This is a genomic window from Algibacter lectus, assembly GCF_004368925.1.
GTDB classification, from domain to species: Bacteria; Bacteroidota; Bacteroidia; order Flavobacteriales; family Flavobacteriaceae; genus Algibacter; species Algibacter lectus.
The window spans coordinates 369,253-392,109 of sequence record NZ_SORL01000007.1 but is presented as its reverse complement, the minus strand read 5'-3'; the positions used below and the strand labels follow the sequence as shown (position 1 = coordinate 392,109).

Sequence of the window (22,857 nt, the reverse complement as noted above, 5' to 3'; positions counted from 1 at the left end):
AGCTAATACACAAAAAAATATTATACTTAATAAAAACCATATCCATTTTTTAGTATATAGACCTATAGTTTTTTTAAAGTTAAATCGATCTGAACTTATTTTTTCCAAATCATTTTTTTTTTCAATTGAAGTCATAAAATTAAGGCTAATTTCGAGTTACAAAAATAAGAGCTGTTGTTAGCACAAAGGATGTGATACTAATGATAGTACCAATTCTACTATCACCAGACGCACCACTAACAGCAGAATTATTAGGTTCAACATAAATATAATCATTTTGTGTTAAATAAAACACGGGGGAATTAAACACTTCTTTACTCGTTAAATCGACTCTTGTATAGGTTTTAGAACCATTAAAATCTCTAATAACTAAAATATTATCACGTCTACCTTTTATACTTAAATCTCCTGCCAATCCAAGCGCCTCCAATATTGATATGCGCTCTCCAGATACAGGGTATACTCCAGGATTATTAACAGCTCCCGCAACAGTAACTCTAAAATTTGTAAAAGTTATTATAACTACTGGATCTTTAAGAAGTTGACCTTCTTCAAACTTTTTCTTAAACAACTCTTTTGCTTCTTCAATAGTTAACCCAACTAATTTAACTTTTCCAAGTACTGGATAATCAATATTACCTTCTGTATCTATCAAGTAAGTTATAAACTGCCCTGAACTACCAGATTCCATTAGAATATTGTAAGGTTTAGTTACTGTAAGATCAAAAGTTGATACATAGATACTCAAAATATCACCATACTTAAGCTTGGCCTTGAACGTATCTGTATCGACAATAGTTTCAAAATTCTTAGCATTCTGAAAATAAATAACATCCTTTTTTGTTTGACATGAGGATAAGCAAAATAGAGCGAATAAAATTAATACAAAATAGAACTTATTTTTAAAAAAATATATAGACATGGGTATAATAAAATATTTAGGGGAAACTAATGTAATTTAACTAACTATTTGCAAGGTTTTTATCGGTTGTAGAAGTTACTAAACCTTTGTTTTTCTTGTATGTTTGAACTCGTTTATCAAATCTTTCGTAATCTGAATTATTAGATTTATACTCAGGGATTAAACGTTTCATCTTAAGAACGATGTTGTTATTCTGGAAACGATTTGTAATACACAACTCTTCTATAGAAGTTTTAATTTTTTCGTAGTCCAACTCGCGAGTTTTACTAATTAAAATCTTCTTGTGATACGTAGATAAGGTATTTTCACCGTTAGCCAATAATTCTTCATATAACTTCTCACCTGGTCTTAAACCTGTGATTTTGATATCAATATCTTCTGGGTATCTTAAACCAGATAATTTAATCATGTTCTTAGCTAAATCAAATATTTTAACAGATTCTCCCATATCAAAGATGAAGATTTCTCCACCTTTACCCATAGTTCCAGCTTCTAAAACCAATTGAGAAGCTTCAGGAATAGTCATAAAATATCTTGTAATTTCACTATCAGTAACTGTTAATGGTCCACCTTTATCGATTTGTTTCTTAAATAAAGGAATAACAGAACCGTTAGATCCTAATACATTTCCAAATCGTGTTGTGATAAATTTCGTTTTGCTTTCTTTTTGAAGACAAGTGATGTACATTTCTGCCATACGCTTTGTAGCTCCCATTACACTTGTTGGGTTTACTGCTTTATCAGTCGATACAAAAACAAATTTCTTAACGCTATATCTAGAAGCTGTGTCAGCTAATAATTTTGTACCGTTCACATTAATTTTTATTGCCTCGTATGGCGTTTTCTCCATCAATGGCACGTGTTTATAAGCTGCAGCATGGAAAACCATAGTAGGTTTGTATTCCTGAAAAATACTGTCAATTCTTAATCCATCACGAATATCTGCTACAATAGCTGTATAGCTTCTTTTTCCTGCACGTTTTAAATCTTGCTCAACATCATATAAAGGAGATTCAGCTTGATCAACTAAAATCAAATGCTTCACATTAAACTCAGCTAACTGTCTAACCAACTCGCTACCAATAGAACCAGCAGCACCAGTAACTAAAACAGTTTCACCAGTAAACTCATTCTCTAAATTCGGGTTGTTTATTTCAATTGGTGCACGCCCCAATAAATCTTCAATTTGTACTTGTTTAATTTGAGTTGAACTCAATTCACCATTAATCCAATTCTCAATAGGTGGTACTTTTGTTATTTTAACATCAACATCAGATAAATTATCTACTAAAGCAATTAATCTCGCTGGTCCTATACCTACAGAAGCCACAACAATTTCATCGATGTTATTTGCCGCGGCAAACTCAGATGTAATACGATTAAACGCCATAATAGGCACACCGTCAATATTTTTTCCTTTTTTCTTTACATTATCATCAATAAAACCAACAACAATATAGCTAAATGCCGTATTATTCAATAAAGCATTATAAGTGATAATTCCTTGATCCCCAGCGCCATAAATTAAAATACGTTTCGTAGATAATAATTTACATTTTAAATGCTTAAAAGCCATTTTAAAAACTAAACGACTTGCACTTAAAAACAAGAAACTAATAATGGCGTGTAAAACAATAATCGTTTTAGGTACAGTAAAATTAGAAATCAATTGTAACCTATTATTAAACAATACACAAACGGCTATTATGAAAGCAATTAGTCCTACGGATTTAAACAAATTAATTACATCTGTAAAACCGGTATGACGTATCACACTTTTAAAAGAGCCTACTATCAAGAAGCTTATTAATGCTACTGAAAAAATAAATGGTAACTGTAAAGTAAATTGCTCTACATTAAAATCTAATGAAAAATTAAATCGAATAAAATAGGCCATACAAAACGTTGTCATCACTATCGCTAAATCGATAGCCAAAACAAGCCATTTTGAGGCGTATTTCTGAGAGTATAAGGCAAAGTAATTTTTAATCATAAGTTTGGGGTATTATTGATTATTTCTAAAATTCTATTTAAGTCGTCGTTAGTTAAATTCGAACCACTTGGCAAGCACAATCCTTTTTCAAAGAGATCCTCTGAAGTTCCGTCAGAAAAATGCAAACAATCTTTAAAAATAGGTTGTGTGTGCATAGGTTTCCATAATGGTCTCGATTCAATATCGTCTTCTAACAACGTTAATCTTATTTTTTCGCGAGTTTCAAACGAGTCTGTTTTTATACATGTTATCCATCTATTAGAATAACTTCCAGCAGGTTCGTCTACCAATTCGATGGTATTAAAACCAGATAAATGTTTTTTATAAAATTCATAATTAGCACGTCTGGCAGAAACTCTATCATTCAAAACTTCCATTTGTCCGCGTCCTATTCCAGCTAAAACATTACTCATTCTGTAATTATAACCTACATGAGAGTGTTGGTAGTGTGGCGCATCATCTCTAGCTTGTGTCGATAAAAACACGGCTTTATCTTTTAATACTTTCGTTTTAGTAATTAAAGCACCACCACCAGAAGTTGTAATAATTTTATTTCCGTTAAAAGATAAAATACCAAAATCAGAAAGCGTTCCACATGCTTTATCATGATAAGTACTTCCTAAGGCCTCTGCACTATCTTCAACAACGGCAATATTATATTTTTCGGCAATCGCATTAATTTCATTCGCTTTATATGGCATACCATATAAATGAACTACTACAATTGCTTTCGGTTTTTTATTTTTTTCTATCCTGTCTTTAATAGCTATTTCAAGTAATTCCGGAGACATGTTCCATGTATCTTTTTCACTATCAATAAAAACAGGAGTTGCTCCTAAGTACATAATAGGGTTTGCAGATGCCGAAAAAGTAAAACTTTGACATAATACTTCATCGCCTTTCGATACGCCTATTAATTCTAAAGCTAAGTGAATCGATGCGGTTCCAGAACTTAGAACCGCAACCTCATTTTGAGCACCTAAATATGATTTGATATCATCTTCAAAACCATTAACATTTGGTCCTAAAGGTGCTATCCAATTTGTTTCAAAAGCATCGTTTACGAACTTCTGCTCATTACCACCCATGTGTGGTGAAGACAAATAAATTTTAGTTTTTGTTAGCATTTACATTTTATTTAATAACATTAATTATGCCAGCTGTTATATTTTTTAACAGTATTCTAAATAAACATTTGTTATAATATTTTCCCTCTACAGATATATTAACAAGTGTCTAATCAAATATTGGCCTAATTCTTTTCTAAAACATCCTATAAAATCTACTTTTAAAGTCTAATAATCAAGGCTTTCAAATTGAACGGCCTTGGAGAGTATTAAGCAATTTTACAAAAAATAATAAATCAATTTGCTATTAATCAATTTAAATTATGCATTCTCTGATGGTGTAAATTTACTAATTGTTTTTAAGTAGAAATGCTACTTTGGTTTTAATTCGCTAAAACTATTATAAAAATCGGTTAAATACAGTTAGCTGTTTAGTTCATAGTGAATCTTTTGTAACTCGTCGATGTCGAAAAGAGCTACAAAGCCAATTCCTCTTCCGGAAACCTACGTAGATACACGTATGCAAAGGCGAGTTAAAACAAAATAGTTGATTACTTTTATTAAGGTCTATTTAAAATAGCATTTTACTTACTCTATAACAAAACCACACTTTTCATTAAAGAAAAACACGTCTTAGCTTGTTTCAATTATCAGTTCATTAATTTTTCACATATTTCTATACTATTTATTAGATTAAAACTACAAGAATAAATAACGCTTCCTATAACATAATAACTAATAAGAAATTATACTTAAACTTTATTCATTTCAATAAATCTTAAGTTTATAATAAAAAATAAGGACCTCTCCCCTATTCTTTCCCCTCTCCACATTATTAATTCAATTAAAAAAATAGCATTAACATCAAAGCAAAACAAAAACCTTAAAAAGCGTCATAAACAAATCCTTTAATTCATTATTAATCTTTAATATTTTTTTAGCTAAGAAAAAGCCACATAGCTAAATACATATACAAAAGACTGTGTAAATACACATATAGAATAATCAGTTAATTAAATGCCTCTTTTTATTTCAATTCCACTTTTTAGAGGATACTTCATCGGATATTTTAACATAATAATGACTTTCATCGATAAAAAGACAACCTTAATATAGTTTACTAAACGGGTTAAATATATTTTTCACATATTTGCCTATTAATAAATTAAAATCCCATTTATTTTATGACTGCTGGCTTAATAAAAACTTTAAAAGGAAAACACATTTTAGTTACAGGTGGAGCTGGCTTTATTGGTTCCAATTTAATTGAAGTTTTATTGGACCATAATATAAAGGTTACCTGTTTAGATAATTTTTCTACCGGAAAAAGAAAAAACTTAGCGCCTTTTTTATCAAACACAAACTTTAACCTTATTGAAGGTGATATTAGAAAACTAGTCGATTGCCATAAAGCCTGCAACACAGTCGATTTGGTATTACACGAAGCTGCATTAGGTTCTGTACCACGCTCTATCAAAGATCCTATCACTACAAACGACGTTAATGTTTCTGGGTTCTTAAATATGTTAGTCGCTGCTAGAGACGCAGGGGTTTCTCGTTTTGTATATGCAGCAAGCTCGTCTACTTATGGTGATCATGAAGCTTTACCTAAAGTTGAAGAGACTATTGGTAAACCTTTATCGCCTTATGCTATCACAAAATATGTTAACGAGTTGTATGCCGATATTTTCCATACTACTTATAATTTAGATGTTGTTGGGCTGCGTTATTTCAATGTTTTTGGAAAAAGACAAGATCCTAATGGTGCTTATGCCGCAGTAATCCCGAAATTTGTTCAACAATTCGTGAGTCACGAGTCACCTATTATAAATGGAGACGGAAGTTATTCAAGAGATTTCACATATATCGATAACGTGGTTCAAATGAATTTACGTGCGCTTACCACAACAAATAAAGACGCCTTAAACACCGTTTATAATGTTGCTTACGGCGAACGTACAACATTAAAAGAATTGACTACACTTTTAAAAACATATTTATCAGAATTTGATGATGATATAAAAAATGTAGAGATTAAACATAGAGACAACAGAGCTGGAGATATTCCTCATTCTCTAGCCTCAATCAATAAAGCAAAAACATTATTAGGCTACGCGCCAGAATTCGATATTAATACCGGTCTAAAAGAAGCGGTATCTTGGTATTGGAAAAATTTATAAAACTATGAAAATAAAAAGTATATGCTGCATAGGTGCAGGTTATGTTGGTGGCCCTACTATGGCTGTTATCGCAAAAAATAATCCACATTTAAAAATTACTATTGTAGATATTAACCAAGCCCGTATTGATGCTTGGAACGATGTTGATGTCTCTAAGCTTCCAATTTATGAGCCAGGCTTAGCCGATATTGTAAAAGAAACACGTGGGAAAAATTTATTTTTCTCTACTGATATTGACGCTGCTATAGATGAAGCTGAAATGATTTTTATATCTGTAAACACGCCTACTAAAACCTACGGAAAAGGAAAAGGTATGGCAGCCGATTTAAAATACATCGAATTATGTGCCCGTAATATTGCCAATGTTGCTAAAACTGATAAAATAGTTGTAGAAAAATCGACTTTACCAGTGAGAACAGCCGAGGCTATTAAAAGTATTTTACACAACACAGGTAACAATATCAATTTTCACATTCTATCTAACCCTGAGTTTTTAGCTGAGGGTACGGCTATTGAAGATTTATTAAATCCAGACCGTGTTTTAATTGGAGGAGAATGCGAAGAAGCTATTGAAGCTTTAGCCAATATTTACAGCAGTTGGGTGGCAGACGATAGAATTTTGCGCACCAATTTATGGTCGTCGGAGTTATCTAAACTTACCGCAAACGCTTTTTTAGCACAACGTATATCGTCTATTAATTCTATTTCAGAATTATGCGAACTTACAGGTGCTAATGTTAACGAAGTGGCCAAAGCTATTGGAATGGATTCTAGAATTGGATCAAAATTCCTTAAAGCTTCTGTTGGTTTTGGAGGTTCATGCTTTCAAAAAGACATTTTAAACCTCGTTTATATTGCTCGAAGCTATGGTTTAACTGAGGTTGCCGATTATTGGGAACAAGTGATTATCATGAACGATCACCAAAAAAGACGTTTTTCCGATCGCTTAATAAAAACACTTTACAATACCGTTTCCGGGAAAAAGATTGCACTTCTAGGTTGGGCTTTCAAAAAAGACACCAATGATACACGTGAATCTGCGGCTATTTATGTGGCAGATCATTTATTAAACGAACAAGCTAACATTTCGGTTTTCGACCCCAAAGTACCACATACTAAAGTACAAACCGATTTAAATTATTTAAACACACGTAGCGAAGCAGAAAATGAATCCGGCGCCATAAGCGTAGATTCTGCTTACGAGGCTGCAAACGATGCCCATGCCATAGCGATTATGACAGAATGGGACGAGTTTAAAACTTACGATTGGAAAACAATCTACAGCAAGATGAAAAAACCTGCCTTCATTTTTGATGGTAGAAACATTTTAGATAAATCTGAAATGGAAAATATTGGATTTGACTATTATTCTATAGGTCAATAATTTTTTTATGAACAAAGATAAAATAGCCGTTATAGGTTTGGGGTATGTGGGTTTGCCATTAGCTCGATTGTTTGCTACAAAATTCAATGTGGTTGGTTTTGATATAAACAAAAATAGAATCGAAGCGCTAAGAAAAGGGATAGACTCCACTTTAGAGGTTGATTCTAAAACATTACTGTCTATTTTAAAAACGACACAAAACGAAAATAATGGCTTAATCTGCTCTTCTAATTCGGAAGATATAAGAGACTGTAATTATTATATCGTAACAGTGCCTACGCCTATTGACAAGAATAATAGACCTGATTTATCTCCTCTTTATAAATCAAGTAAAACCGTTGGGAGAGTTCTTAAAAAAGGAGATATTGTTATCTACGAATCAACTGTATACCCTGGGGTTACCGAAGATGAATGTGTACCTATTTTAGAAAAAATTAGTGGATTAAAATTCAATAAAGACTTTTTTGCTGGGTATTCTCCAGAGCGTATTAACCCAGGTGATAAATTACACACCATAGATAAAATCTTAAAAGTCACTGCGGGCTCCACTCCTGAAATAGGTAAAAAGATAAATAGCTTATACGCCAGTGTTATTACAGCAGGCACCCACCTCGCTCCTACTATTAAAGTTGCCGAAGCTGCAAAAGTTATTGAGAATTCTCAACGTGATATAAATATTGCTTTCGTAAATGAATTAGCAAAAATTTTTAACCTTATGAATATCGATACCCATGCTGTTCTAGAAGCTGCAGGAACGAAATGGAATTTCTTACAGTTTAAGCCTGGTTTGGTTGGCGGACACTGTATCGGTGTAGACCCTTATTATTTAGCACAAAAAGCACAAGAGGTAGGCTACCATCCAGAAATAATTTTAGCTGGCCGTCGTGTAAATGATAGTATGGGCCAATATGTAGCCTCTGAAATCATTAAACTTATGGTTAAAAATGACATCCGCATTAAAAACGCTCGTGTTTTAAATTTAGGTATTACTTTTAAAGAAAATTGTCCAGATGTTAGAAACACAAAAGCGGTAGATGTTATTAACCAATTAAAGAGTTATGAAACCAACATGCACATTTACGACCCTTGGGCGGACCAAAATGAAGTAATGCATGAGTATGGGCTGCAAACCGAAAAGCAATTACCGAAAGGGTCATTCGATCTTATTGTACTCACAGTGGCGCATAAAGAATTTTTGGCAATTAACTGGAATAACTACTTAACACCGAATGGGATTTTGTACGATGTTAAGGGAGTCCTAAAAGAACAAGTTAATGGACGATTATAAATTATATAATAAATTATGAAAATATTAGTAACAGGAGCTGCAGGATTTATTGGATACCATGTCTCTAAGAAATTAATTGAAGCAGGAAATCAAGTTGTTGGAATAGATAATGTTAATGATTATTATGATATTAATTTAAAATATGCACGCTTAGAAGAACTAGGCATAACTAGAGGTCTTGCGGAAGTTTTTAATCAAGAAGTTAAAAGCACTGATAGCAATTTCAAGTTTATCCGTACAAATCTAGAAGACAAAATAGAACTTCCAAAAATTTTCAAATCAGAAAATTTCGACATTGTTTGCAATTTGGCTGCTCAAGCAGGTGTTAGATATAGCATAGAAAACCCAATGGCATATGTAGACAGTAATATTGTTGGGTTTGTTAATCTTTTAGAATGCTGCAGAGAAACAAAAATAAAACATCTAGTATATGCTAGTAGCTCTAGTGTTTATGGATTAAACAAAAAAATACCATTTGAGACTACAGACAATGTAGATTTCCCAATTAGTCTTTATGCAGCTTCCAAAAAATCTAACGAACTTATGGCACACACCTATAGCCATTTGTTTAATTTCCCAACGACAGGATTGCGATTTTTTACCGTTTATGGACCATGGGGAAGGCCAGACATGGCTATGTTTTTATTTACAGATGCTATTGTTAACAATAAACCTATAAAGGTTTTTAACAATGGAAACATGGAGAGAGACTTTACCTATATCGATGATATAGTTAATGGTGTAATAAAAATTATTGAAAAACCGGTTTCTAAACGCTTGTATAAAATTTACAACATAGGAAACAACAATTCCGTAAAGCTTTTAGATTTTATAAAAGAAATAGAAATTAACTTAGAAACAACAGCTAAAAAAGATATGCTTCCAATGCAACCTGGCGATGTTGAGCGGACTTGGGCAAATGTTGATGAATTAATTAAGGATTACAACTACAAGCCAAATATATCAATTCAGCATGGAGTAAAATCTTTTATCGACTGGTATAAAAGTTTTTATAATAAACTATAAAATTCTCAAAGAAATATCGGCTATTTTTTTGATATGTCTTTACTTTTGACCACATGACAACTACTTAGTATCTTTTTAAAATATAAAAAGAAAAATGGATGCGATTTGTAATTAAATCAAATCGCGCCACCTAAAAATTAGAATTATTAACTTTATAAGTAAAACTCGAAATCAAGATTAAATTCCTTTCAAAAATCCCAACATATTGCTTCTCTTTTAACTTAAAGAAATATCGTCATACTTTTATTACTTTTTTATAAAACACATTTCTTACAAGAGTTAAGATTTACTTCATCCATATTAACATGGTAACAATTAACATGTTAACAACTTTACAATTAAATTTATTTCTTCTTAAAATCTTACACATAATATAATTAAATTCGCGTATAAAAATCCAAATTTAGATAAACCGCGTATATACAGAGTATTGTGCTTAAAAAACATTTTAACGACAAATAATGTATTTCATCGAAGAAAAACACTAAACACGTTGCGTTTCATCGAATAATAATGCTTTTTATCGGATTAGTAAGAATTTAATTATATTTTTGAAGAAATAAATTTAGTAAATAAAACCTGATTATTATGAAAAGGACAATTAAGACATTGATATTACTGTGTGCTTCACTATTTGTATATAGCTCTTGTAACAATGAAGAATTATACGAAGAACCTTTGGTCGAAAAAATAATTAACGAAGGTCAATTAGAGGATAGTGACGAAAACTCAAATAGTGATCCTACGTCTCTTTGCGACTTTAATATTGATAATATTCAACCCAATTCTACTGTAATTTTAAATTGTATTTTAGATTTACATGGAAATACTGTTAATATACCTGAAAATGTAACTTTTCTTTATGAAGGTGGTGATATAATAAATGGAACGCTCAACATTTCTGACAATACTGTGATTTCTGGAGAACTTTTAAATCCAAGTCTAAGCATAAGCGGCTCTTATCCACAAACAAAAGACACGTCTTTTTATTTTGATCCAAGACGTTGGGGAATTATTGAGGGCAAAGTTTCAAATGAAATCGCTATTTCTAATAGTTCCATTTTCAATAAAGTGATAAATTTAGCGAAAGAATATGGTATTACTAACTTTATTATAGATGAAATGGATGCGTATTTTGGAGTAGGCAATAACCCCTCTCATTATGCTTTAAGATTACCGTCTAATATTAATCTTATGATGTCTGATAATACCAACATTAGGGTTCAACCTAATAGTTATGCATGGAACGATTTAATACTTTGCTGGGAAGCCGATAATATATTAATTTCAGGTGGGAAATTATGGGGAGATCGATATACTCATGACTATGAAAGTGAATCTGGGACACACGAATTCGGGTATCTAATTAATTTCAAAGCCGTACATAATAGTGTAATTGATAATGTTGAATTACATGAAGCAACGGGTGATGGATTCCATATATTAGGTGGATCAGATAGAAACGCTGACGGATCATTAAAACCGAATAGAAGAGAATCTATTAATGTAACAATAAAAAATTGTTTAATCAATGACAATCGTAGAGACAACATAAGTGTTGTAGACGGAAGAAATATTTTTATTGAAAATAATACTTTCAGAAAAGCAGGAAACGATAGCGATAGCCCATCGGCCAATGCAAAAAGTGTCTCTCCTCGTGTAGCTGTAATGATTGAATCCCGTGAAAAAGTAGCGCCAGATGGTAATTCGGTTTATAAATGGGAAATAACAGAAAATGTTCACATAAAAAATAATGTTTTTGAAAACAATCGCGCCGATATCGTATTATTATCTGGTGAAAAAGCATATATTTATCAAAACACATTTAAAAGCCTAAGTGGCGTTACAGTAGGTGCAGCTGTCGATGGCAAAATTTATAACAATAAATTTGAAAGTCAAGAAGGACCAATATCTAACTCATATGGATTACTTTTAGAGTCAAGAACTTTTGCTAACGGAGAAGATCGTGTTAAAAACTACGAAGTAACTAATAATACGTTTATAGGTTATCAATATGGTATTTTAGCAAATGGTACAGATCATACAATTAAAGATAACATTATCACTAACTGCAAAAGAGGTATTACTTTAGGCGCCTCAACTAATCTTCAATTGGACAATAATATAATTTCGAGTAACATCAGTGACTCATATGGGTTTTATACTTTTTCATTTGAGTCGTATTTAAAAAATTGTATAATTAAAAATGGAGAAATTAATGTTCTTGGTACACCTTTATTTTTAATTAACAAAAATAATGATGAAGACGGAGACATTACAATTGATAATGTAAATTTTAAAGGCAGAATAAGATTACAAGCAGTGCAAAATATAACAATTAAGAACAGTATTTTTAGTAGTACTAAGTTTGTCGATTCTGATCCAATATTGATAAATAATAATATTTAGTGATAGTCTCTTAGAGATAAAAAAACTCGGAATAAAAATGTATTCTGAGTTTTTTTATTTAAAATCACTTTTAAAAATTGTGTTTCTAAAAAAGATATTATTCTTATTATTTGTTTTTCATAAAAAAACAAATAAACTTAACCCCTCAAAGCTTTATTTTACTCATCGTATACCTGAACTAATGAACCGTAACTGTGTATATTAAAAAACCATTACAAAGAATACAAGATGAATTACTTTCATATATTCAGAACAAATAAGAATTGTAGAGAAAATGAAAAGAAATTATACCATAGATACATTAAGGACTGTCGCTACTTTTTTAGTTATTTTATTGCATGCATCTACAGATTACGTAACAAGAGGATTAAATAATAAAACTTTTGATTTATCATTTTGGATAGGTAATTTAGTTGACTCGTTTAGTCGGATTTGTGTCCCTCTTTTTGTTCTAATTAGTGGAATGTTTTTAATTGGTAGAAATGAAAGTTTTAAGCAATCATATACAAAAAGAGCATCAAGAATATTAATCCCCCTTATTTCTTGGTCCTTAATTTACTTATTTTATAGAGGAACTTTGAACTATATTGATAATAATACATTTGACTTACTAACTTTAGCTAAAAGCATCATAATAGGAATGCCATTTTACCATTTGTGGTATCTTTATATGCTTATCGGTCTTTATTTATTTGTTCCAATTTTAAATAATAATATTTCTAAAATATCTAGAAAAAATTTATGGCGCCTTTCTTTTTTGCTATTAATATTTGGAATGTTAAATACTGGTTATAATCTAATTCTAGGTAACGCTCTAATATTTTTTTTGTGGTTTCTTAATTACTTAGGGTATTTTATTATTGGTTACTTAATTAAGGGGGCTAAGAAAAGAAAATCATCCTCAAAATTAATTATACTATATATAACTTCATGTATCTTAATTTCAATTCTTTCTTTTTACACTGCTAAATATTTTGGAAGTCTGTATTTTTATGAATACTTATCGCCATTTGTAATTATTGCATCTTTAAGTATCTATACGCTATTTCATCAAGTGAATTTAAAGGAAAACATTTTATCCAAAATCTCACATCTTACATTAGGCATCTATTTAGTACATGCCGGTGTTTTAGATATTTTATGTTTAATTTTCATCAAGTTTAATATTAACTTTTTAGACAACCCAATTATTGGTATTCCTGTTAAATTTGCAATTACATTATTTTTATCATTAATAATGGCATACATATTGAATAAAAACAAATATTTGAAGAAAATAATATAAAAAATAACTTTATCTATTTGACAAAATCTATAATAACAAGACCTGAATCTAATAAGATTTCTCAACTAACAAAAGCATACATTGAAATGCTATAATATAATGTAAATCAATGCAGTCATATTTCTATTCTATTAATTTAACTACAAATCAGTTTAAAACTGCACACCATTTATTAAAAAAAGTATCCTTATTAAACCTTTGAGAATTAGTTCTTGCATTATTTGAAAGCTCAATATACAAGTCCCTTGATTTTATAAGTTTACTCAACGAATTTGCGTATTTATTTATATTATTGAACTCAACAATTAAGCCTGAATTATTTAATAGCTCCAAAGGGCCTTCACAATTATCAAAAACTACAGCAGGCAATCCAATATACTGACTTTCGATTAAAACTAAAGGAGTTGCCTCCATTCTTGAGCATAAGCAATAAATAGAGGCCTCTAAATATTTATTTTTAATATCACTAATTCTCCCTGTAACAATTATCTCATTTTTGATATCTAATTGATTGATAATATCTTTAAGTTTTACTTGTTCAACATCTGATAAACCCACAATTTCTAATTTCCAATCATTTCTATCCAACAAACCCCAGGCTCGAACCAAGTAATCAAAACCTTTTACATGAATATTATTTCCAATAGCTAGAATTTTTTTATTTCCATAAAAGTCAATATCTAAAAAATTTAATTTTTCATCTATCGTAATCGGATTATAAATTAAAGCTATATTTTTTGTTGGGATATTATATATTTTGGACCAGTCTACAACTTCCTGCTGAGATAATAAAACTAATTTATGGGCTCTTTTTGAGGCATAATATCGAGACATCTTAAATATAATATTATTAAAATTTTTAGAGAGTGAAAAATGTTCCCATATAATTAATTTAGTTTTCCTAGGAATGAAAAGACTTTGCATCAACACCGAATTAGAATCTAAGCTAATGTAATAATCACACGAACTGTTTTTTAATTCATTAAATACCTGTTTATTAAAATCAATTAAAGAAAATAACTTAATTGATGATTTTGTGGAGACAACTTTTTTTACTTGAACTTCTGGTTTTATTTTAAAAAATGATTGTTTATCATCAAGTATTAAAATAGTAACATTATATTTTTCAACAAGTAAATTAACTAATGATGTTAATACCCTTTGAGTACCACCAGCAGCAGATAGAGTGTTTATAAAAAACGTTATATTCTTCATAGACATATACTTTTTTATTTTTTATTTTTAAAAACCTTAAAAATCATTGAAATTATTAGCCCTTTTTCATAACTATTCATGGCTACGAAATAAATTGAAACTGATGAAATAATAAGGAAAAGCAGTACTTTTAACCCTAAATTAAGCCAGCCCTCTGCCCCAAATGAAATAAAACTCAGTAAATAAGTAGAGGTTAAAATTAAAGGGATAGAAATTATATTTCCTTTGAACATAGACACAGTATATGTTTTTAAATTTAAACCAATATGCTTTTTAAAATAATAATTATTGTAAATAACTTGTCCTATAAAAACTGATGCTGCACAAGCAATAGCAACCCCAATACTATGATAGTAGTCAACTAAAAAAACAGCAACAATAACACTTACAATTGCTAACCCTGTATTTACTTGTATTTTACGAGCATGAAGATTATAAGCTTCAAGAATTGAATTTCCAACATTTTGTATTGAAGGGATTGTAAGCGTTAACATGATAATAATTGCAATAATCCATGAATCTTCATAACCTGATCCAATCCAGAGTTCAATAAATTTTTGCCCGAAAAAAATAAAACCAAATAACATATTTGAAATTACAAACCATTGAATACGACCAACTTTAACCATCAAATTAGTCAATTCTAAATTAGAAGCTTTATTTATATGCATTTTAGTTGCCATCGGAAGAAATAATCCAGAAATTGCTGAAGACATTGTCATATAATAACTTATAAAAAGCATGCCAATAGCATAAACTGCTATTTCTTCAGTTGTGGATTTAATACCTAAAATGGTTTGTCCCGATCTCCAATAAAGTTGATCCATTAAAACTCCTAAAAAAATCCATATTGAATAAGAAAAGATTTTATTTATATATTTTTTATTAAATTTTGAAAATTTAAACTTTACCGGAAGTTTAAAATAAATAAATCCGATATATATCAATAAAATTAACAAATTAAATATTGTATCAATTAAAACGATACCTAAAGCTTTTCCTCCCGATTTAAGCAAAACTATAATCGTTATCGCTCTTAGTATTATTCTAAAATAATTTAAAATTTTAGGAAAGTTAAACTTCTCATAAGCCATGATAATACCAACCAAAGCTCCTCTTATCATTATCCAAATTAAATTGATAAGCATAAATAGATACATCGCCTTGAATAAATTTAACTCATCGGTAGATAAATTCGTAAAAAAATAGTCTATTGTGAAATAAAAACCAAGACCTATGAAACAAATAAAAACAGCTATACCTCCATAAATACCGATATTTGTCGCTATAAAAGACTCTTCCTTTTCTTTATTATTTTCATGTCTGTATTTCGAGACAAACCTAACAGTTGTTGTATTTAAACCAAAATCTAACAATGCTAAGTACCCTATTAAGGAACCGACCAACATATATAAACCATACTCCGATTTACCTAAACTTGAAAGTATTAATGGAGTTAATCCTATGCCAACAATAATGTTTGTGAAAATTGTTAAATAAGATATAATAGACGCTGTTTTAATTTGACTCATTAGTTGTTTAATGTATTAGAATTAAGCGGTGATCATTTTTAGGGAAAAAGAATAATATTATTAAGAATGTAAAACCCAATTAGAACAAACGTTGAAATAAAAATTTTCCGCTCAGGAAAAGCTTCATTAATAGTATTAAAGAGTAACAACGGTATTATAATCCAGCTATAAAGACCAAAACGGTCAGAAAATGGTATGTAAAAATTAAAAAAGAAAACTACCGATCCTAAAGTATAATATTTAATTAAAAATGTATCCCTAATATTCCAGTTTGTAAATTTTAAAAATAAGGCAAGAAAAAAGGTGTTATATACAACAAAATCATACCTAAAACCTACACCATATGATGTCTCACCAACATAACTTAATCCTTGTAAATCCTCACTCCCTAATCCAGATAAAAATGTAATGGAATGAAAACCAATCCCTACTAAAGAGCCTAATATTGCTAAGACGTAAAAAGCTACAAAATATTTTATATCCACCTTCTCAGATAAGTTAACAACTAAAATAAGTATAAATGGTATTACCGCCGTTCTATGAAACAAATACGCAACAATAAAATATATAATAAACATTTTAATATCTTTTTCTAAAATAGAATAAAGACTTAATAAAATAAAACAAATAGAAAGTCCATTTCTTAAAATATTAATTTCAATAGACATAAAAGAAAAACTACTTGCTAAAGTTAAAAATAGTATTAAACTACTTCCTTTCTTTCCATACTCTGTAAATTTTCTAACAAACATATACAGAGAAACATTCATTAAAGTAGCTGTCATTAGCAAAAATATTTTAAAGTTATTATGCCAATAGGAAAATGACACTAACACTTCAAATAAAAAATCTGAATCTATTCTTGTAAAAACATTAAAATACCCTCTTACCTGAGTGGTTATAGGGATGAAATAAAAATTAAAATAATTAATTGTATCTGTACCTATATTACGCTCACGCGTCCCAACCAATAAGATTAAAATAAACACAAAACTTATTAATAGACCTTTATCATTTTTTATAAAACTAATATTTCTATTCATTAATAATTTTAAAACAAATGTTCCAAATAATATATAAAAAACTAATAAGCACCTAAATACAAATAAAAAATCCTCGTAGTTATAACTCCCAAATACTTGCATAAATAAATAAAATTTAAAACTCTAGGCATCAAGCCCTTTTTTTAAAAGCTCTTGATATTTATCTATTTGACTTACAGATAATTTAACAGACCTTCTTTTTATTAAAACATCTGTTGCTCCAAAAATAAAAAAGCTAAAATATATAAACAATTTAATCAAATTAATACAAATACGTGATATAGAGAAAACAAAACCAGTTTTACCTGAATTTTTCCAATATGTTTTTATGGAATATCGGGAAGCTTTAATATTTTTTACCATTGAAGATGTGCTCGCCTCTCTGTAAAACAATAAAACATCATCTAAAACATCAAAACGACTAGTTTCCACGGCGCGAATCCATAATTCAAAATCCTGAGCACGCTTCAATGTTTCATCATAATGATTCTTTTTAAACCATTCTGATTTACCTGTAATGGAAGGATGTGCTGCCCAAGCCCCCTTCAAGGTTCTTTTAAGAGTAATATTTTTAGAAGCTTTTCCTTTTCTGATCCCTAATATATCATTATTATTATTAATAGCAATTAATCCACTACCTAACAGATCAACTTCATGGTTATTTTGTAAATATTTTATTTGAACAGACAGTCTATTTGAAAACATAATATCATCAGCATCCATTCTTGCATAATATTTTCCTCTTGCCAGTTTAGAAAGTTGATTTAGTCGTTTAGGTAGCCCTAAATTTTTCCCATCGCTAATAACTTTGACTCGTTTGTCCTTTTCTTCAAATTTATAGGCTATTGTTAATGATGAATCTGTACTTCCATCATCCAACAATATAATTTCAAGATTAGTATATGTTTGGTTTAATGTTGATTTAACAGCATCTGACAAATATTTTTCAGAATTATAGAACGGAATCCCTACAGTTACCAAAGGTTCATTCAAATTACCCATATATACACTCAAGCTTTTTAACACTATTATTTATATTAAATCCTTTACTCGATAAAACCTCTAGTCTTTTAACTGCATCTACATGCTTCCGTTGTAGAATATCATATAATTTGGTTTCCCATGTAGAAAATTCATCATTCAAGCCCGAAAAAGCAACCAATTTCAACCCCATATCCACTTCTGATGAAATATTATTTGAAATTAAAGATGGTACACCTGATGCCTGAGACTCCACTAAAACCACAGGAAAACCTTCATGAAATGATGGCATTATCATTAAATCTGTACCTGCCAAAATATTCGGAATATCTGAACGAATCCCTAAAAAATTAACAACATTACAAAGCTCTTTTTCTTCCACTAATTTCATCAACCCCTTCTCTAACGGTCCACTACCTACAATATTAACAACAAATTTATGCCCGTTTTTCACCAAATATTCTGCAAAACTAATTGTGAATTCATGATTTTTCACTGGTGCAATTCGACCAATTTGAGTAATTACTGTAGTGCTATCGTCAAGATTTAATTCTTTTTTTAAAAAGTTACGATTTACCACTCGATTATTACAAAACTCCTCTACATCTATTGCATTCAGTAAATATTGAACTTGATCATTATTTGGAAACAAAAACTCTCCAGCGGCTTCTCCACATGCTATAAAATGTGTCGAAAACATTACAATCAAGCGTCTTGAAACATTTTGATACAACCTTCCTGAAATTGTTTTACTATTTAAATCACTAGTATTATGAGAGTGAGAAATTCGCATATCTACTTTAGCCAAATATGCAGCTAAAACATGAACACCATTACTGAACAACATGTGAGCATGCACAGCATGAAATGGCTTTTCTTTTTTAATTAATTTTATTAAATTCAAAGTACGCAATATAGCATTCGTGCTGTTAATTCGAAAGATTCTCCCTCCTAACTCAATTATTTCCTCATCATAATCACATTTAGAATCTTTAAAATACACAAAATCAAACTGATATTTAGACTTGTCTATTTTTCTATATAAATTCATCAACATCGTTTCAGCCCCAGCCCTATTCATTCCTCCAACAATATGTAAAACTCTTTTCATTATATTATTTTAACTTAAACAAAAAAATCTAATGTTTTCCAAAATCCAATTGAACCACTGCTTAATCTCACCACGATATGTTTTTAGAATAAAATAGGCTATTTTATTCTAACTTATCTAACTATTAAGAACATGTACACACTTTAATAAAAGACATCTATTTTAAAATTTTTAATGTTGAATAAAAAATATTAAAAGGTAATACTCTAAACAAATATGCTACAACTTTTATTTTCATTTTTCTCTTATCCTTCATTAATTTAAAGTCTTTCCAAGGCGTTTTTTCTAAATACATCAAATATTTATTAGTTAATGGATGCTTAGAGCCTTTTACCCAAGGACGAGTAATAAAGGAAGGTGTTAAATGTACAAATATTGGATTTTCAATCGCTTCTTGCAACTCTTCATTGCTATAATATTCCTTTAACCCATATAATTTAACTAATTCTTCACTTTTCATTAAATAAAAAGGTGTTATACAATTATATTTAGGATGCAAAGGATAAAAATCCTTGTAAAATAATGCATTAATTACAGCTTGATCATTACCATATTTAACCTCTCGTTTTATATAAGTCTTTACAAAGTTCTCAACCTTAATAATACTATTTTCATCTCTGAATTTCCTTAAATTCATTAATAACATTCCTGAGTTAAAATATTGACAATCCAAAGGAATATCGATTGAGGTTTTATGATTAACAGTTATAATATCAACAACACCCGCAAAAAAGTAATCATCTAATTTAACTTCCCATAATTCTTTGAAAGAACCTAAAACTAAAGCATCACAATCTAAATATATAACTTTCTCTACAGCTTCAGGTAATAACTTAGAAAGATAAAGTCTCGCATATTTGTTGATTTCAGGTATTTCAAAAAGAAATTCTGCAACAAATTCCTTTGATTTATTAAAATCATAAATAACACACTTAGCATTATGTGAATTTATCATTTCTTGAATTTTAATCTGACTACTGTGAGTAATACCTACTGAAATGATATGAAATGTAAGATTCACTAAATCAGAATTATTTTCTATTACAGAAATAACTGCTGTAGCCAAAAAAGGAACATAATTTTCATCACTTGATAATGCAACATGTATTTCCATATTTTTTTACTCTATATTATTAAAAAAAACAAAAATAGTCTTTAACAAACAAGTTTATTATCTTTGTTAATAAAAAATAATAACATTTTTAATCCAGTAATAAGAAAGAATTTAATGAAAAAAAAACTAATTAGAATTTCCACCGTTCCAATGTCTTTAAGCGGACTTCTTACAGGACAACTAAAATACATGAGCACTTATTTTGAAGTCGTTGGGATTTCTTCTAAAGATGGAAATAAACTACAGAATGTCACTGATCAAGAAAAAATCAGAACCATTCCTGTTGAAATTAGAAGACAAATATCTCCTTTACATGATTTAATTACTGTTTGGCATTTATACAAAGTTTTAAAAAAAGAAAAACCTCACATCGTACATTCTTTAACCCCAAAAGCAGGATTACTAGGCATGATTGCTTCTAAATTAGCAGGTGTTCCTAATAGGTTGCATACATTTACAGGTTTAATCTTCCCCACTAAAAAAGGACTAATAAAAAGAGTTTTAATTTGTACTGACAAAATTTTATGTTATTGCGCTACACAAATACATCCCGAGGGTCAAGGAGTTAAAAACGATTTAATTAATTATAAAATCACCTCAAAACCTTTAAAGGTTGTTGGAAATGGTAACATTAATGGCATAAACATTAATCACTTTAATATTGATAATTTCAAAATAGATTTTATATCTAATCTAAAAAAAGAATTTAACATTTCTAAAAATGATTATGTCTTTGTTTTTATAGGTAGATTAGTAAAAGATAAGGGTATAAATGAATTAATAACTGCTTTTAATGAACTAAATATAGAGCAGGCTAAACTTCTTTTAGTGGGGGATTATGAACATCATTTAGATCCCTTAGAAAAAGAAACTATAGACATCATTAGCAAAAATAAAAACATCATTTCTACGGGATGGGTAGATGACGTAAGGCCTTATTTTGCAATTTCTGACATTTTAGTATTCCCTAGTTACAGAGAAGGTTTTCCTAATGTTGTAATACAAGCTGGAGCTATGGGGCTCCCCAGTATTGTAACGGACATAAATGGAGCTAACGAGATTATTATACCTAACGAAAATGGAATAATAATCCCCTCTATGGACAAAGATGAATTAAAAGATGCAATGTTAAAATTTTATAACAAAGATATTGTTATAGACTCTAACACATGCAGAGCATTAATAGTCAATAGATATGAGCAAAGTATATTATGGAAAGCTCAATTACATGAATATCAGACCTTAAAATAACCCGCACATGCTTTCGAGACTGAAACACCTAAATGTATACTTAAAGGATTCGAACAAAAAACCTTTACCCCAAGTATTAAAGGAATGTGTTTTGTATGGCATGGATAAAAAAATGCTGCCTACAGATTATTTTAGAAAATATCTCTACCGAAAAGATGTTGTAAACTATAAGAACTATTTAAGTTTAAAAGAATTTTATCAAATTGTTGGATCTCGAAAAATGGTATTCCCAGAGATTACAGCGATTTTAGCAAATAAATTAAGTTTTTATAATCATTGTGTTAATTTAAACATACCAACCCCTACGCTATTAAGCTACAACTTTAATAGTCGTTGGTTTTACAATAATATTGGTTACACATTAAACAATAAAGAATCTGTTATACAATTCTTTGACCGCGTATTTAAAGATTCACAAAACCACTTTATATTTTTAAAACCCACACTTGGGCAAGGTGGCCAAGGTTGTTTTTTACTTAAAAAAGAAAAATTAGAATCTCAGATTGAAAGCATATACCCTATTTTAATTGCGAACAGCTATGTACATCAAGATTATATTGAACAGCATGACAGCATTAACGGTATATTCAGAAATTCGGTAAATACAATTAGAATAGATACCTATATAGATGCTAATAACGAAGCACACGTACTCTCTGCCCTTATGCGTTTTGGCATGGGAAACACCTTTACCGACAACACACATACTGGAGGTTTTTATATATCTCTAAATTTAGAATCAGGTAAACTACAAGGTGTGGGCCGACAAGATGTTGTGGAAGGAGGAAAAGAAGTTACACACCACCCTGATAGCCAAGTGGCTTTAGATGGATTTCAAATTCCATTTCATAAAGAAGCCTTTGAACTAGCATTACAAGCCGTAAATGCGATGCCAAACCGTATTGTAGGTTGGGATGTTGCCATTACAAACCAAGGCCCATTACTTATTGAAGGTAATGAAGTGCCATCTTTACATGTTACCGATGTGGCTTGCGGTGGCTACCTCAATAATAAGCACATTAAAGACGTGCTTTTTGAGCTTAAAAATTAAAATTA

The 22,857-nt window shown here is 29.9% G+C and carries 17 protein-coding genes; 8 read left to right on the top strand and 9 right to left on the bottom strand.

All coding sequences use genetic code 11. The features are described 5' to 3' along the window. Positions 1-145: 145 nt before the first annotated feature. The 3 genes from DFQ06_RS02655 to DFQ06_RS02645 are packed head-to-tail and all read right to left on the bottom strand — an operon-like array spanning position 146 to position 4,042. Positions 146-922 carry a polysaccharide biosynthesis/export family protein gene (locus DFQ06_RS02655; protein ID WP_133965868.1) on the bottom strand — a complete coding sequence of 259 codons (777 nt, stop codon included), beginning with the start codon at positions 920-922 and terminating at the stop codon, positions 146-148. A gap of 40 nt (positions 923-962) precedes the next feature. Further along, the gene (locus DFQ06_RS02650; protein ID WP_133965867.1) at positions 963-2,915 is read right to left on the bottom strand and encodes a polysaccharide biosynthesis protein; all 1,953 of its coding nucleotides are present in this window, start codon (positions 2,913-2,915) and stop codon (positions 963-965) included. Continuing rightward, positions 2,912-4,042: an aminotransferase class I/II-fold pyridoxal phosphate-dependent enzyme gene (locus tag DFQ06_RS02645; protein WP_133965866.1), complete on the bottom strand. Its 1,131-nt coding sequence runs from the start codon at positions 4,040-4,042 to the stop codon at positions 2,912-2,914. Before DFQ06_RS02645 ends, DFQ06_RS02650 begins: the two co-directional genes overlap by 4 nt. Before the next feature lie 1,124 nt (positions 4,043-5,166). Between DFQ06_RS02645 and DFQ06_RS02640 the strand changes: the two genes are divergently transcribed. The 6 genes from DFQ06_RS02640 to DFQ06_RS02615 all read left to right on the top strand — a co-directional run bounded on the left by DFQ06_RS02640 (position 5,167) and on the right by DFQ06_RS02615 (position 13,554). Next, the gene (locus DFQ06_RS02640; RefSeq protein WP_133965864.1) at positions 5,167-6,162 is read left to right on the top strand and encodes an SDR family oxidoreductase; all 996 of its coding nucleotides are present in this window, start codon (positions 5,167-5,169) and stop codon (positions 6,160-6,162) included. A 4-nt stretch (positions 6,163-6,166) separates the two neighbouring features. Further along, positions 6,167-7,546: a nucleotide sugar dehydrogenase gene (locus DFQ06_RS02635; protein ID WP_133965863.1), complete on the top strand. Its 1,380-nt coding sequence runs from the start codon at positions 6,167-6,169 to the stop codon at positions 7,544-7,546. 7 nt (positions 7,547-7,553) lie between these two features. Continuing rightward, positions 7,554-8,834, top strand: coding sequence for a nucleotide sugar dehydrogenase (locus tag DFQ06_RS02630; RefSeq protein ID WP_133965862.1), 1,281 nt, complete (start codon positions 7,554-7,556; stop codon positions 8,832-8,834). Positions 8,835-8,849: 15 nt separating this feature from the next. After that, positions 8,850-9,860 (top strand): NAD-dependent epimerase, encoded by a 1,011-nt coding sequence (locus DFQ06_RS02625; protein WP_133965860.1) that lies wholly within the window; start codon positions 8,850-8,852, stop codon positions 9,858-9,860. 609 nt (positions 9,861-10,469) lie between these two features. Further along, entirely contained in the window at positions 10,470-12,269 is a 1,800-nt protein-coding gene (locus tag DFQ06_RS02620; protein ID WP_208326563.1) for a NosD domain-containing protein, read from the top strand. A gap of 274 nt (positions 12,270-12,543) precedes the next feature. Continuing rightward, entirely contained in the window at positions 12,544-13,554 is a 1,011-nt protein-coding gene (locus DFQ06_RS02615; RefSeq protein ID WP_133965856.1) for an acyltransferase, read from the top strand. Between the two features lie 147 nt (positions 13,555-13,701). Here the strand turns inward: DFQ06_RS02615 and DFQ06_RS02610 are convergent, their stop codons facing one another. The 6 genes from DFQ06_RS02610 to DFQ06_RS02585 all read right to left on the bottom strand — a co-directional run bounded on the left by DFQ06_RS02610 (position 13,702) and on the right by DFQ06_RS02585 (position 20,550). Continuing rightward, the gene (locus DFQ06_RS02610; RefSeq protein ID WP_159140044.1) at positions 13,702-14,769 is read right to left on the bottom strand and encodes a glycosyltransferase; all 1,068 of its coding nucleotides are present in this window, start codon (positions 14,767-14,769) and stop codon (positions 13,702-13,704) included. A gap of 14 nt (positions 14,770-14,783) precedes the next feature. Next, positions 14,784-16,301, bottom strand: a complete 1,518-nt coding sequence (locus DFQ06_RS02605; protein WP_133965852.1) for an oligosaccharide flippase family protein — start codon at positions 16,299-16,301, stop codon at positions 14,784-14,786. 38 nt (positions 16,302-16,339) lie between these two features. Further along, positions 16,340-17,344: an EpsG family protein gene (locus DFQ06_RS02600; RefSeq protein ID WP_159140045.1), complete on the bottom strand. Its 1,005-nt coding sequence runs from the start codon at positions 17,342-17,344 to the stop codon at positions 16,340-16,342. 123 nt (positions 17,345-17,467) lie between these two features. Next, positions 17,468-18,346, bottom strand: a complete 879-nt coding sequence (locus tag DFQ06_RS02595; RefSeq protein ID WP_133965848.1) for a glycosyltransferase family 2 protein — start codon at positions 18,344-18,346, stop codon at positions 17,468-17,470. Further along, the gene (locus DFQ06_RS02590) at positions 18,339-19,436 is read right to left on the bottom strand and encodes a glycosyltransferase (RefSeq protein ID WP_133965846.1); all 1,098 of its coding nucleotides are present in this window, start codon (positions 19,434-19,436) and stop codon (positions 18,339-18,341) included. The genes DFQ06_RS02595 and DFQ06_RS02590 overlap by 8 nt, the downstream gene beginning before the upstream one ends. A 157-nt stretch (positions 19,437-19,593) precedes the next feature. Further along, positions 19,594-20,550, bottom strand: a complete 957-nt coding sequence (locus tag DFQ06_RS02585) for a glycosyltransferase family 8 protein (RefSeq protein WP_133965844.1) — start codon at positions 20,548-20,550, stop codon at positions 19,594-19,596. A 114-nt stretch (positions 20,551-20,664) separates the two neighbouring features. Between DFQ06_RS02585 and DFQ06_RS02580 the strand changes: the two genes are divergently transcribed. Together DFQ06_RS02580 and DFQ06_RS02575 are read left to right on the top strand one after the other, a co-directional pair. Next, positions 20,665-21,801 carry a glycosyltransferase family 4 protein gene (locus DFQ06_RS02580; protein WP_133965842.1) on the top strand — a complete coding sequence of 379 codons (1,137 nt, stop codon included), beginning with the start codon at positions 20,665-20,667 and terminating at the stop codon, positions 21,799-21,801. Positions 21,802-21,808: 7 nt separating this feature from the next. Next, positions 21,809-22,852 carry a sugar-transfer associated ATP-grasp domain-containing protein gene (locus DFQ06_RS02575; RefSeq protein ID WP_133965840.1) on the top strand — a complete coding sequence of 348 codons (1,044 nt, stop codon included), beginning with the start codon at positions 21,809-21,811 and terminating at the stop codon, positions 22,850-22,852. The last annotated feature ends 5 nt before the right edge of the window (positions 22,853-22,857 follow it).

What these genes read in the sequence shown, in the direction of transcription:
- DFQ06_RS02610 (WP_159140044.1), bottom strand. Translation starts at nt 14,769, where the DNA reads ATGAAGAATATAACGTTTTTTATAAACACTCTATCTGCTGCTGGTGGT.
- DFQ06_RS02590 (WP_133965846.1), bottom strand. Translation starts at nt 19,436, where the DNA reads ATGAAAAGAGTTTTACATATTGTTGGAGGAATGAATAGGGCTGGGGCT.
- DFQ06_RS02635 (WP_133965863.1), top strand. Translation starts at nt 6,167, where the DNA reads ATGAAAATAAAAAGTATATGCTGCATAGGTGCAGGTTATGTTGGTGGC.
- DFQ06_RS02605 (WP_133965852.1), bottom strand. Translation starts at nt 16,301, where the DNA reads ATGAGTCAAATTAAAACAGCGTCTATTATATCTTATTTAACAATTTTC.
- DFQ06_RS02615 (WP_133965856.1), top strand. Translation starts at nt 12,544, where the DNA reads ATGAAAAGAAATTATACCATAGATACATTAAGGACTGTCGCTACTTTT.
- DFQ06_RS02595 (WP_133965848.1), bottom strand. Translation starts at nt 18,346, where the DNA reads ATGGGTAATTTGAATGAACCTTTGGTAACTGTAGGGATTCCGTTCTAT.
- DFQ06_RS02655 (WP_133965868.1), bottom strand. Translation starts at nt 922, where the DNA reads ATGTCTATATATTTTTTTAAAAATAAGTTCTATTTTGTATTAATTTTA.
- DFQ06_RS02585 (WP_133965844.1), bottom strand. Translation starts at nt 20,550, where the DNA reads ATGGAAATACATGTTGCATTATCAAGTGATGAAAATTATGTTCCTTTT.
- DFQ06_RS02575 (WP_133965840.1), top strand. Translation starts at nt 21,809, where the DNA reads ATGCTTTCGAGACTGAAACACCTAAATGTATACTTAAAGGATTCGAAC.
- DFQ06_RS02630 (WP_133965862.1), top strand. Translation starts at nt 7,554, where the DNA reads ATGAACAAAGATAAAATAGCCGTTATAGGTTTGGGGTATGTGGGTTTG.
- DFQ06_RS02580 (WP_133965842.1), top strand. Translation starts at nt 20,665, where the DNA reads ATGAAAAAAAAACTAATTAGAATTTCCACCGTTCCAATGTCTTTAAGC.
- DFQ06_RS02650 (WP_133965867.1), bottom strand. Translation starts at nt 2,915, where the DNA reads ATGATTAAAAATTACTTTGCCTTATACTCTCAGAAATACGCCTCAAAA.
- DFQ06_RS02600 (WP_159140045.1), bottom strand. Translation starts at nt 17,344, where the DNA reads ATGAATAGAAATATTAGTTTTATAAAAAATGATAAAGGTCTATTAATA.
- DFQ06_RS02645 (WP_133965866.1), bottom strand. Translation starts at nt 4,042, where the DNA reads ATGCTAACAAAAACTAAAATTTATTTGTCTTCACCACACATGGGTGGT.
- DFQ06_RS02625 (WP_133965860.1), top strand. Translation starts at nt 8,850, where the DNA reads ATGAAAATATTAGTAACAGGAGCTGCAGGATTTATTGGATACCATGTC.
- DFQ06_RS02640 (WP_133965864.1), top strand. Translation starts at nt 5,167, where the DNA reads ATGACTGCTGGCTTAATAAAAACTTTAAAAGGAAAACACATTTTAGTT.